This is a genomic window from Streptomyces sp. NPDC002896 (assembly GCF_040295225.1).
In the GTDB taxonomy this organism is placed as follows: Bacteria; Actinomycetota; Actinomycetes; order Streptomycetales; family Streptomycetaceae; genus Streptomyces.
Genome location: NZ_JBEOVA010000004.1, coordinates 211,065 through 223,274, shown reverse-complemented (window position 1 = coordinate 223,274; position 12,210 = coordinate 211,065). Strand labels below are relative to the sequence as shown.

At 70.8% G+C, this 12,210-nt stretch carries 10 protein-coding genes; 7 read left to right on the top strand and 3 right to left on the bottom strand.

What is annotated here, in order from left to right; all coding sequences use genetic code 11:
- The first annotated feature begins 110 nt into the window (after nt 1-110).
- Nucleotides 111-1,169: an Lrp/AsnC family transcriptional regulator gene (locus tag ABT009_RS08095; protein ID WP_351290826.1), complete on the top strand. Its 1,059-nt coding sequence runs from the start codon at nt 111-113 to the stop codon at nt 1,167-1,169.
- A 278-nt stretch (nt 1,170-1,447) separates the two neighbouring features.
- Here the strand turns inward: ABT009_RS08095 and ABT009_RS08090 are convergent, their stop codons facing one another.
- The 3 genes from ABT009_RS08090 to ABT009_RS08080 form a co-directional block, all read right to left on the bottom strand.
- Nucleotides 1,448-3,109, bottom strand: coding sequence for an N-acyl-D-amino-acid deacylase family protein (locus tag ABT009_RS08090; RefSeq protein WP_351290824.1), 1,662 nt, complete (start codon nt 3,107-3,109; stop codon nt 1,448-1,450).
- Nucleotides 3,110-3,171: 62 nt separating this feature from the next.
- Nucleotides 3,172-4,611, bottom strand: coding sequence for a transporter permease (locus tag ABT009_RS08085; protein ID WP_351290822.1), 1,440 nt, complete (start codon nt 4,609-4,611; stop codon nt 3,172-3,174).
- A gap of 82 nt (nt 4,612-4,693) precedes the next feature.
- A complete protein-coding gene (locus tag ABT009_RS08080) occupies nt 4,694-6,124 on the bottom strand; it encodes a type III PLP-dependent enzyme domain-containing protein (protein ID WP_351290820.1) in 1,431 nt (476 codons plus the stop codon).
- Between the two features lie 141 nt (nt 6,125-6,265).
- Here ABT009_RS08080 and ABT009_RS08075 point away from each other — a divergent pair, with 141 nt between their 5' ends.
- The 6 genes from ABT009_RS08075 to ABT009_RS08050 all read left to right on the top strand — a co-directional run bounded on the left by ABT009_RS08075 (nt 6,266) and on the right by ABT009_RS08050 (nt 12,206).
- Nucleotides 6,266-7,315: an Lrp/AsnC family transcriptional regulator gene (locus ABT009_RS08075; protein ID WP_351290818.1), complete on the top strand. Its 1,050-nt coding sequence runs from the start codon at nt 6,266-6,268 to the stop codon at nt 7,313-7,315.
- A complete protein-coding gene (locus ABT009_RS08070) occupies nt 7,254-8,192 on the top strand; it encodes an MFS transporter (protein ID WP_351290816.1) in 939 nt (312 codons plus the stop codon). The genes ABT009_RS08075 and ABT009_RS08070 overlap by 62 nt, the downstream gene beginning before the upstream one ends.
- Before the next feature lie 23 nt (nt 8,193-8,215).
- Nucleotides 8,216-9,349, top strand: coding sequence for an epoxide hydrolase family protein (locus tag ABT009_RS08065; RefSeq protein WP_351290814.1), 1,134 nt, complete (start codon nt 8,216-8,218; stop codon nt 9,347-9,349).
- 183 nt (nt 9,350-9,532) lie between these two features.
- Nucleotides 9,533-9,658 (top strand): hypothetical protein, encoded by a 126-nt coding sequence (locus ABT009_RS08060; RefSeq protein ID WP_256223277.1) that lies wholly within the window; start codon nt 9,533-9,535, stop codon nt 9,656-9,658.
- A gap of 59 nt (nt 9,659-9,717) precedes the next feature.
- Nucleotides 9,718-11,625, top strand: coding sequence for a RiPP maturation radical SAM C-methyltransferase (locus ABT009_RS08055; RefSeq protein WP_351290812.1), 1,908 nt, complete (start codon nt 9,718-9,720; stop codon nt 11,623-11,625).
- Nucleotides 11,622-12,206, top strand: a complete 585-nt coding sequence (locus ABT009_RS08050; RefSeq protein WP_351290810.1) for a DUF5825 family protein — start codon at nt 11,622-11,624, stop codon at nt 12,204-12,206. Before ABT009_RS08055 ends, ABT009_RS08050 begins: the two co-directional genes overlap by 4 nt.
- Nucleotides 12,207-12,210 lie beyond the last annotated feature (4 nt).

Below are 12,210 nucleotides of genomic sequence, written 5' to 3'. Positions count from 1 at the left end.
TCCTCTTCCTCGCGGCCGCTGCTGGTACGGTTCCGGCCGTGCTGGGGCCAGGCTGAGGCTCCCGCTGATCAGCGGCCCGAATCCGCCGGAAAAACGCAAGGAGGCAGTCCGTGGCACAGGATTCCGCGCGCTTCGGAGGGCTGGACGATGTGGACCAGGCCCTGGTGCACGCCCTGCAGATCGCTCCGCGCGCGAGCTGGACGACGATCGGCGCCACGCTCGGGCTGGACGCGGTGACGGTGGCGAGGCGCTGGCACCGCCTGGCCGAGAGCGGTGCCGCCTGGATCAGCTGCCACCCCGCGCCGGCGCTGGCCGAGTCCGGGCAGGGCTGCCTGGCCTTCGTCGAGGTCGACTGCGCTCCGGGGCGGTTCCATCAGGTCGCCCGCGCCCTGGCCGCCGTACCGCGCGTCGCGGCGCTCTCCCACGTCAGCGGAGACCGCGACCTGTACCTGAACGTCATGGCCCGCAACCTGGCGGACCTGTCCCGGTGGGTGACCCGCGACCTCGCGGCCCTCGACGGCGTCGTGTCCACCCGCACCCATCCGGCGGGCCCCGTCCACACCGAGGGCAGCCGGTGGCGGCTGAGGGCACTGGACCACCGGCAGACCGCCCAGCTCGCCGCCGCCGCGCCCCGCCGTACGGACCTGCCCGCCTTCGACCTCACCGACCTCGACCAGCGCCTGATCACGGCCCTGTCGGTGGACGGCCGGGCCACCTACCGGGCGCTGGCCGAGCAGTGCGGCGCGAGCCCCGACACCGTGCGCCGCCGCGTACGTCGCCTCTTCGATGCGAACATGCTGCACGCCCGCTGCGAAGTGGCGCGCGCCCTGTCGGAATGGCCGGTCTCGGTGATCCTCTGGGGCCGGGTCCCGGCCGCCCGGCTGCGCGAGGCCACCCGCCGGATCACCGGTATGCGCGAGGTCCGCCTGTGCGCCAGTGTCCTCAGCCGCCACAACCTGCACCTCACCGCCTGGGTGCGCTCCGTCGACGACGCCCAGCGCTTCGAGATCCGCCTCGCCGAAAGCACCCCCGACCTCACCGTCACCGACCGCGCGATCACCCTCCTGCCCATGAAGCACAGCGGCCACCTCCTCGACGAGGCCGGCTACCGGGTGGGCACGATACCGCTGGCGCTGTGGGCGGAGGCGGGCGCGTCGGACGACGAGTGACCTGGCCCGCAGCCCGGCCCCCAGGCGGGACTGAAACGGCGCGGGTACTCCACCCGGCGCGCACTCCGGCTCGCGCTGGTGCACAGCACTCAGTCGTGTCCCTCCGAGGGCACGCGATGACTGGGGAGGACACCGGCCGGACGACCGGCGTCCCGCCTCGTCCGTGGTGGCTCGGGCTCCGCCCGGGCAGGCCTTCCGCGAGCAGCTGCCCGGGGGCCGGAACGCCACCGGCGACGCACGCCCCGCCTGGCCCCCGGATCGGCGCGGTGGTCCGCGAGTCAGCCGACCGCGCCGACACGCGAGCCCCCTCCACCCTGGCCTGCACCGGCGGAGGAGACTGCGGCTGGTGCCGAATCCGTTCTGCGGAGCACCTTCCCCGGTCGGTTCGCCGTGAATGCTTCGTCGCGCAGCACGCAGCGGCCATTGACGACAACGTGGCGGGTGCCCAAGGCATAGGAGAGTGGTGCCTCGTAGCGGGCGGTGTCGGCGATCGTCGCGGGGTCGAAGACGGTGATGTCGGCGACCCGGCGTTCGGCCAGTATGCCGCGGTCGGCGAGGCCGAGGCGCCCGGCTGGGAGCGCGCTCATCTTGCGGACTGCCTCGGGCAGCGTGAGGAGTTGACGGGTGCGGGTGTACTCGGCGAGGACTCGGGCGAAGGAGCCGAAGTGGCGCGGGTGAGGGTGCCCGCCGCCGGCCGTGTCCAGTTCCCAGCCGTCGCTGACGACGGCACTGCCGGGATGGCTCAGCACGGCGTCGACGTCCGCCTCGGCCATGGCATGGTTGATGATCCAGACCTGTGCCTCGTGCGCGTGCAGCATGTCGAGGGCCGCTTCGGCCGGGTCGAGGCCGGTGGCGGTGGCGATGTCCCGGAGGGATGAGCCCACCCGGTCCGAATACTTGCCCGGCGGCAACGCGGCGATGACGGTCCCTTCTGGGAGGAAGGTGCGTCCGGTCTTGGCGCGGAGTTCCGCGGCGATCGCCGCGCGGGTCTCGGCATCCTCCAGCCGCGCCAGGAGCGCGTCGGGACCGCCGTCCATCGCCCAGTCGGGCAGGCGGGATGTGAGCCGGGTGGAGGAGGCGGCGTAGGGGTAGACGTCGCAGGCCACGTCCAGCCCCTCGGCGACTGCGGAGTCGATGGCGGCCAGTGCCTCGCGTACCTTGCCGTGGTTGGCCGGTCCCATCGCCTTGAGGTGCGAGATCTGGAGGCGTACGCCGCTGCGGCGGGCGGTTTCGATGGCCTCGGTCACCGCATCGATGAGGCGGTCGCCCTCGTCGCGCATGTGGGTGCTGTAGAGCAGCCCGGCCTGTCGGGCCTCGGTGGCGAGCGCCACGACCTCGTCGGTGTCGGCGAAGGAGCCGGGGGCGTAGATCAGTCCGGTGGACAGACCGAACACGCCCTGCTCGGCGGCTTTGGCGAGCAGGCGGCGCATGGTGGCGGTCTCTTCGGCCGTCGCGGGACGCAGTTCGTTGCCGATCGCGGCGGCGCGCAGGGCCCCGTGGCCGACGAGGGCCGCGAGATTGACGCACGGTTCGGCCTTCTCGATCGCGCGGGCGAAGGCGTCGAAGTCCGCCCAGGGCATCTCGCCGTTTCCGCCCTCTTCTTGGGCAAGCGTGCTGTCGTCCTGGCGCCCGCTGGGGTTGGTTGGGAAGGGCGAGGTTCCGCAGTTGCCCGTGACGACGGTGGTCACGCCCTGCCGTACACACGCATCGGCGGTCGGTGTGTCGCGCAGCGTGAAGTCGGCATGCGAGTGCAGGTCGATGAAGCCGGGCGTGACGACCTGGCCGGTGCAGTCGAGTACGTCCTGGGCGGTGGCGCTGGGCGGAGCCTCACCTAGGAACACGATCCGGTCGCCGCGGATGCCGACATCGGCGCGACGGGCGGGGCCGCCGGTGCCGTCGACGACGGTTCCGCCGGTGATGAGCAGGTCAAAAGAGGTCACGGTGTCGGCTCCTGGTTCTGCGGGGCGGGGCGGGGCGTGTGCGGCGGACGGGCCGGTGCGTCTCACAGCAGTACGGCGAGCAGCACGGCGTAGAGGGCGCATGCGGGGATGAGCACCGCCCATCCGGCGCCCAGCAAGTAAGGCAGCCGGGTGGCGCGCGCAAGCCCCATGGGACCGACCATGTTGGCGTTCGGCAGCGGTCCGTAGGTGTCGGCCTTCGAGGCCCACAGCAGAATGACCACCCAGGCGGCCGAACCGATCCCGAGGCTGTTCCCCAGTGGTCCGAAGACCTCGCTGAGCAGGACGACCTGGGCGGCGGTGGCGCCGGGGACACCGACCCAGCCGAGCGAGGCGACGGCGAGCGCGAACGGCAGCGGGGACATCTCCCGCAGCCCCGGGCCGAACTGATCCATCACCACGTCGTACGGGTGCAGTGAGTCAATGAAGGCGAAGAGCGCCGCGAGCATCCAGAACAGCAGCAGCATAGGCAGCAGTCGGCGCGCCCCCGTCGCCACGGCCCGCAGAGTGCGCCACGGGTTCAGTCCGCCGACCAGACCGGTGAAGACCGCGAGCAGCGGCAGGGCGAACAGCGGGAACGTGGCCCCGCCCCGCGTGACGGTGGCGTACACCACGGCCGCGGCGAGCGTGACGGCGAAGGCGAGGGTGGCGTGGCGGGTCCGGGCGGCCGCCGCGGGCAGCCCTCCGGCGGTCTCCTCGGCGCCCTCGTCCGGAGTGTAGAAGTCGCCACGGGCGGCGCTGCGGCGCTGCACCCAGGGCACGATGACCGCGGCGAGCAGCAGGGAGAGCACCGCCAACGGGCCCGCGCCGACAGTGAGATAGGTGAGGTAGCCCGTGTCGGCGGCCTCGAGGATGGCGATGTTGGATCCGGCGAAGGGCGCGAGCGCCAGACCGGTGCAGCCGCCGAGGAACATGATCACTGCGGTCGAGGAGCGGGTGAAGCCGGAACGTGCGGCGACCGGTACGAGCAGAGGCGCGGCGATCGCGAGGGCTCCGGCAAGGGTGCCGAGGCTGGCGACGAGGATGAGGCAGGCGGCCATCATGCCGTACATGACGGCGATGCGGCCGCGGTCGCCGACGGTGCGCAGGATGCCGCGGACGATTGCGTCGGCGACACCGGTGACCCGCAGGACCTCGCCGACGCCGGAGCCGAGGACGATGATCAGGCCGATCAGGGTGACGGGGTCGAGGGTCGCCGTGCCGAGCAAGCGCAGACCGGTGCCGGGGGATGGCAAGGCGACCAGGACAGCGGAGAACAGGGCGACGCCGGTGGCCAAGACCAGGTTCATGCCGGTCAGCGCGAGCAGTGCGTACAGGACGATGGGCAGGAGGCCCCAGATGCTGGGGGCGGTGACACTCAAGCCGACGACGAGGCTGAGGACGAGAGCGGCGAGTGAGGCGGCGAGGTGGAGCCGGCCTCGCAGGTGCGGGCGGCGGGCCAGGGGGGCGGTCCCGGCGTCCGCGGTGGTGGGTGTCTGTGTCATGGATGACCTCTGCTGCGGGGGCGGGGAACGTGCAGGGGTACGGCAAGGCGTGAGGGCGTCGTTCGGAAAAGAGAACCAGGGGTCAGTGCAGGGCCCGGGCGGGGACTGCGGGCGCGGGCAGGCCGAGCAGAGCGTCCCTGTGAGCCAGGCCGCTCTCCGCGACGACCTCGTCCAGGGACTGGGCGCCCCGTACCGTCGCGAAGTGCACCGTGCCATCGTCGGTGACGGTGAAACCGTGCACGGCAGGTCGGGGCAGACTGTTGTACGCCCAGGGCGTGGAGAAGTAGTACGCCCCCGTGTCGTGCAGCACTACGAGGTCGTCCGGGCGCAGTTCGGGCAGTTCACGGCCGTGGGCCACAACGTCCCCCGCGAAGCAGCACGGCCCCGCGATGTCCTGCACGAGCGGCCGGCCGTGCTTGGGACGGCCGTCGGCGTCGAACGCGCTCACCCGCAGCGGCCAGGCGTCCGGCATGAAGACGGTGCGGGTGGCGATCTGCGCACCGGCGTGGGTGATGGCGATGCGGCGGCTGCCCGCGTCCTTGACGTACTCCACGCGTGCGGCGATGAAGCCGTTCTTGGCGAGCAGGGACCGGCCGAACTCGGTGACCAGCGCGTACCGCCCGTCGAACAGACCGGGCACGGCAGCGCGCAGGGCCCCGACGTAGTCGGCGTAGGTGGGGCGGACGGTGTCGTCGGCGAAGTTGACCGGCAGTCCGCCGCCGATGTCGAGACTGGTGATCTGCTGGACTCCGAGTGTGCGGTTGATCTCCTCGGCGAGTTCGTATGTCTCCTTGATGCCCCCGGCGATGAGGTCGAGCGGGCAGCCCTGGGAGCCGACATGGGCATGCAGCCGGGTGAGCCACGGGCGCTCGGCGAAGGCCCGTACCACGCTCTCGCGGGCGCCGTGGTCGCGCAGTGCGACCCCGAACTTGGAGGTGGCGGTGGCGGTACTCATCGCACCGATGGAGCCGGTGCCGACCTGCGGGTTGACGCGCAGACCGACGACGGACGCGGAGTCTGCGGGACGCAGGGCGTGGATGCGCCGCAGTTCATCGAGGTTGTCGGCGTTGAGTGCGACACCGAGGGCGAGCGCCTGATGGATCTCCTCACGGGTCTTGGCAGGCGAGTCCAGGACGATCATGGATGGCTCGAATCCGGCGGCGAGCGCGAGACGCAGTTCGCCGGGGCTGGCGACCTCGCATCCCATGCCGCAGTCGGCGAGCAGCCGCAGGACGGGGACGAGGGAGGCGGCCTTGGCGGCGAAGGTGTGCAACACCGGGGCGTCGCCGAATGATTCGCGCAGATCGCGCACGGATGCCCGGACACCGTCGGTGTCGACGAAACCGGCCACCAGGTGTTCGGAGCCGACCCGCCCGGCCCTGACCGCCTCGCGGACGACCCGGTCGCGTCGGCCGGAGGCAGCAGTGCCGTGCCGTCCGGCCGCGTACCTGCTGCTGACGCGTCCCTCCCCTCGCTTCCTGCTCTCCCTGTTCTCCTCGGCGTTCGCATCCATGGGCGATCCGCGACCTCCTTCGAAGTGTGTGGCCACCAGAATTGGCGAGCCTCGCGGATACGCTGCCGATACGCAGCAAACCGTCATGTCTGCCAGCTGAGCTGGGTTCATCTGTCGAGCAAGCACGTGGTAGAGAGAGGCATGCCGCAGGATTCCGTCGATGAAAAGGACCTGGCGCTGATCAACGCGCTCCAGGTCACCCCGCGCGCATCCTGGGCCCAACTCGGACGCGCCCTCGAACTCGACCCGGTGACGGTCGCGCGCCGCTGGGAGCGGCTGAGCGATACCGGACTGGCGTGGGTGACCTGCGTGCTCGGCCCGGTGCTGCACAACGAGTTCTGCATGGCCTACGCCGAGATCGAGTGCGCACCAGCCCAACTGGATGACGTCGCCAAGGCGCTGAGCGCCGAACACCCGGTCCGCTACGTCCACCACATCACCGGGCCGTACGGGCTGCTGGTCACGATCGCGCTGCGGACACCCGCGGAGATGTCCGCCTACCTGCGCCACACCGTCGGCCGGCTGCCCGGCGTCCGGGCGTACCGTGCGGAAATGCGGACCGTGGGCTACAGCGAGCCGAGTCGGTGGCGGCTGCGCAGCCTCGAACCCTCACAGCAGCGTGCGCTGGAGTCGGCCGACACCCGGCCCGCAACCGCCGGCGCCGTGCGAGTGGACGGCACCGACCAGGAGCTGTACCAGCTGCTGCACGAGGACGGCCGCATGCCGTACTCCTTGCTCGCCGACCGCGCCGGGATCAGCGAGCCCACTGCGCGCCGCCGCGTGAAGCGCCTGCTGGCGAACCGGCTGCTGCGACTGCGCTGCGAGATGGCGCAGTCCATCTCAGGGTGGCCGTACACCGCCGTGCTCTGGGCGAGCGTGCCGCCGGAGCACCTGGATCCCACGGCACGTGCACTGGCCGCACTGCCGGACGTCCGACTGTGCTGCGGTCTGGCGGGACAGCGGAATCTGATGCTCATGGCCTGGCTGCGGTCGCTCGGCGACCTGCCGCGGCTGGAGGCAGCGATCAGCGAACGCTCCCGCCATCTCACCGTCGTGGACCGGGCCGCCTGCCTGCACACCATCAAACAGATGGGGCGGCTGCTGGGCAGCGAGGGACGCAGCGTCGGGCATGTGGCACCGAACATGGAGGTCTTGGGGCACGTTGGACCACCCCCGCCACCGACGTCGTGACCAACGTCTTTCCGGCAGGGGCACCCGCTGGTGGGATCGATGCAGTGGGTCTCTCGGGCCGCGCTTCTTTGCCGCGTTCAGCCTCGGTACGGTCGCCGGTGCCGCGGTCGGCGTGCTGATGATCGCCCTGCATGTCCCGGTAAGCATCCATGTGGCCGCGGCCGCAGCAGTGATCGCCGGGACGATACCCGCGGCCGCACGACACTTCCTGCCCGAGTATGCCGCGCGCCGCCGCGCAGCGCCGCCGTCGGTGAAGGTGTCCCGCCCGGGTCTGGACGCGTGGAGAGAGCCTCGCAGCGTGGCGGTCGGGCTCGTCGCTCTGGCGTTCGCGGTCGCGGAAGGGGAAGGCAGCAACTGGGTGAGCGTCTCGGTCATCGACCGCCATCACGTCACCGCCACGATCGGCACGCTGGCGTACGCCTCGTTCCTGGCCGCGCTCACGGCCGGCCGCTGGCTCGGGCCGGCGGTCCTCGAACGGTTCGGACGGGTCACCGTCCTGCGAACAGCCGCCGCCTTCGGCGCGGCCGGAGTCGCTGTCTTCGCACTCGGGCCGTCCACCGGCATGGCGTTCGCCGGAACACTGCTCTGGGGGATGGGTGCGGCGCTCGGCTTTCCGGTCAGCATGAGTGCCGGGGCCGACGAGCCCGCTCGTGCCGCCGGCCGGGTCAGCGTCATCACCTCGATCGGATACTGCGGCTTCGTCAGTGGACCGCCTCTCATCGGTTTCCTCGGCAGCCGGACCACCATCGGGCACGCCCTGCTCGTCATCGCGATCCTCATGGCCCTGTCCGCTGTGATCGCCGGTACCACCCGCCGGTCCCCCGACAAGCGCACGCAGACTGGCTCCGACGCTCAGGCACGCACCGCTGTCATGTGAGAACGGAAACCTTGGAGACTCCTATGACCCGCCACACGCCCATGATCGCCGTCACCGAGGCCGAGCTGAACGAGCTGCGCTCACGACTGCTCAACACACGCTGGCCGACCCCCTGGCCCGTCGGCGGATGGGAGGCCGGCACCGACCCCGGCGAACTGCGACGCCTCGTCGCCTACTGGGCCTCCGACTACGACTGGCGTGCCCAGGAAGCCACCATCAACGCCCTGCCGTCCTACCTCGCGGACATCGACGGAACCCCCGTCCACTACCTCCGCTTCGACGGCGAACACCCCGATGCCCTGCCGATCGTCCTGACCAACGGGTGGCCCAGCTCCTTCCTCGAACTGACCTCCCTCGCCCGCCGGCTGGCCACGCCGTCACGCTACGGGGGCGACGCCGCCGACGCGTTCACCGTCATCGTCCCCTCGCTGCCCGGATTCGCCTTCTCACCTCAGCGGCCCTCGCTCGCGGAGCCACCGCAGACACATGAGATCTGGCACCGGCTCATGCACGACGAACTCGGCTTCGCCCGCTACGCGGCGCACGGGGGCGACCTGGGTGCCGGCATCACCTCCCGGCTCGGCGAAGCCCATCCCGAAGCTCTCGTGGGCATCCACCTGATGGCGATCGCCAACCCGGTCACCTACGACCCCGCCGGCGTCACACCCGAGGAGCAGGAGTACCTCGACTCCGTCGCGGCGTGGTCCGCAGACGAGGGCGGGTACCAGCACCAACAGAGCACCCGCCCTCTCACGCTGAGCTACGGGCTGGCCGACTCGCCGACCGGGCTGCTTGCCTGGATCGTCGAGAAGTACCGTGCGTGGAGCGACTGCGGGGGAGACCTGTCGTCCCGGTTCAGCGACGACTTCCTCCTCACGCAGGCGTCGCTCTACTGGTTCACCCACACCATCTCCACGTCCTTCCGGCCCTACTACGAATACGCCCAGCGGCTGACGAGGAGGGTTGAGCGGGTCAACGTGCCCACAGCCCTCGCCCTGTTCCCGGCCGACCTCACCCAGCCGCCCCGCAGTTGGGCCGAGCGCACGTACAACATCACCAGGTACACCCGCATGCCCCGTGGCGGACACTTCGCCGCCCACGAAGAACCCGAACTCCTCGCGCACGACCTCGCCGAATTCTTCCGCGCACACCGGTGAAGGTGACCGTGGGCCTGACCGGCGTTGCCACCCTCACGATCGAGGGCCATGAGCAGGGCGACCCCGAATACCCCAAAGTCGCTCTCGGTGATCCCGTGCTGCACGGCCTCTGACGGGCGGGCCGCTCCGCCGTCGGGGTTCTTGTGGGGCGCATGTGATGCCCCATAAGGTGAACTGCTTTGTGTGGCACGTGAGTTCGAGGTCGTCGACCAGGGGAGAGTCGTGGAGATCAAAAAGGTAGTGATCCGCGAAGAGGAGCGCACGAACCGCAAGCCCGCCGTCATGGAGAAGCGCCCGCCGACCCGCTGACCGGGCGGGAACGTGAGCGTGAGCGGGATACCGAGAGGACGGTGACGGGGGAGAGTGGTGTGCGCGTACAGCTGGTGACCATGCCGTGGCACCCGATCGATCTGCCCTCTCTCCAAGTGGGCCTGCTGCACCAGCTGTTGCGGCAGGTCCGCCCGGACGACGATGTGCGTGAGTTCCACGGCTCGCTGCGCTGGGCGGAGTTCCTCCTCGAGCGGTCCGGCGGGCTGCTGCGCCCCGGTGACTACGAGGCGATCGGCAGCGATTCGATCTTCGACGGCCTCGGTGACTGGGTCTTCTCGGGTGTGCTGTACGAGGACGAGAACTGGGGCGTGGCCCGGCTGAAGGAGTACGCCGCACGTCGCGGCCTCTGCATCGACACCGCCTCCGACATGCGGGTCCACGCGACCGAGTTCATCGCCGAGTGCGCGACGGAGGTGCTCGCCCAGGAACCGGACGTCGTCGGGTTCACCAGCACGTTCATGCAGAACGTGCCCTCGCTCGCGCTGGCCAGGGAGCTCAAGCGCCGCCGTCCAGGGCTCACCGTCGTCTTCGGCGGCAGCAACTGCGACGGCCCGATGGGGCACGCCCTGCACCGCAACCATCCCTTCGTCGACCACGTGGTGCGCGGCGAGGGCGAGTACGCCTTCCCGGCGCTCCTGCGCCACCTGGACGCCGACACGCCACCCGCCGACGTACCGGGCCTGTGCTGGTGGGAAGGGCAGACGGACGGCCGGGTCTCGCGGGCGAACACCGAGTCCCGGCGCACCGTGGCGCCCTCCGACATCCCCGCGCCCGACTACGACCAGTGGCAGGCAGTCCTCGACGCATCCCCCGTCCTCGAATACGTCTACCCGAAGCTGGTGGTCGAGGGGGCACGCGGCTGCTGGTGGGGCGAGAAGCACCACTGCACCTTCTGCGGGCTCAACGGCTCCTCCATGGCGTTCCGCGCCAAGTCGGGCGAGCAGCTGTGGAGCGAGATCGACCACCTCGTACGACGGCACCGCATCCTCGACGTCGTCACCGTCGACAACATCATCGACATGGCGTACTTCAAGGACTTCCTGCCCCTCGCCGCCGAGAGCGGCTGGGACCTGCGGATGCACTACGAGGTCAAGTCCAACCTCAACCGTGAACAGATCGCCCTCCTCGGGCGGGCCGGAGCCGTGCTCATCCAGCCCGGCATCGAAAGCCTGAGCAACCGGGTCCTCGACCTCATGGACAAGGGCGTCAGCGGCGCCCGCAACATCCGCACACTCCGTGAGTGCGAGAACCACGCGCTGACCGTCACCTGGAACTACCTGTACGGCTTCCCGGGCGAGACCGTCGAGGACTACGCCCCGGTCGTCGACCAACTGCCCGCGCTCGTCCACCTGCAGCCCCCGGGCGGCGCCCACCGCATCCAACTGGAGCGGTTCAGCCCGAACTTCACGGACCCGCGGTTCGGCTTCGGCGACCGGCGCCCAGCCGAGATGTACCACCATGTCTACGAGCTGCCCGAGTCCGAACTCACCGACCTCGTCTACCTGTTCGCGACGGACGACGCGGGCATCGGCGGAGAGACCGAGAGTCGGCTCAAGCGGGCCGTCGCGGCATGGCGCGACGGACATTACGGATCGAGCCTGGTGATGGAGGAAGCGGAGCCGGAGGACGGCGTGGACGTACTGCTCGTACACGACCGGCGCCACGGCTGGCCCCGCCGCACCCACCGGCTGACCGGCTGGCAGGCGCAAGCGCTGCGCCGCCTCGAGGACGGGCGGACGGAGCCCGCGCTGCACCGGCTGCTGACCGGCGACGGACACGACATCCCGGCCGAGGAGCTGTGCGGGTGGATCCAGCAGGCTCAGGCGACGGGGCTGGTGTTCCGCGACGGGCGGACGTACGTGTCCCTGCCCACGTGGGACGTACCGGACCGCATCGACCCCGACCCGACTCCGCAATCCACGGACCGTCAGGAGGTGGCCGGATGACCGGGCTTCCCGCGACCGTCCCCCACCGCGTGATCGGCCGACAGGTCCACGTGGACGTGCCGCTGCGCCTGGGCGGGGCGGGGCGCGAGACGGCGGTGGCGGTCCAGTTCCTGCGCGAGTGCCAGAGCCAACGGCTCCGTACGCACTGGGAGATCGCCTACGAAGACCGGCCGCGAGGCGACGACGTGCTTGACACGCATGACGCCCCGTACGTACGGATGCTGCACCACCTCCCACCACCCGTCGAACGGCCCGAGGAACCAGGTGAGTTGAGCGCCTGGCGCACCTCGTACGCCGCCTTCCCCGCCGGCATGCTCTACCACCGCCGCGGCCCGGACTTCATCACCGTCATGGACCGCAGAGAGCGGCCCGCCTCGGCGAGGTTCACCCTCGACCACCCGGATCTGCTCGCCACCTTCGCCACGGTCCAGGAGCCCACGGCGCTCGGTGAACTCGACGCCGTGCAGCGGGAGGCCGTCGACCTGCTCGCGGCCGAGCGGCTCGCTCTCGTCGCCGACGGTTGGGCGGTGGCCCTGCCGCCGCGGCTGCACCGCTGGCCCGTTCCCTGCACGGGGATCTGAGGGT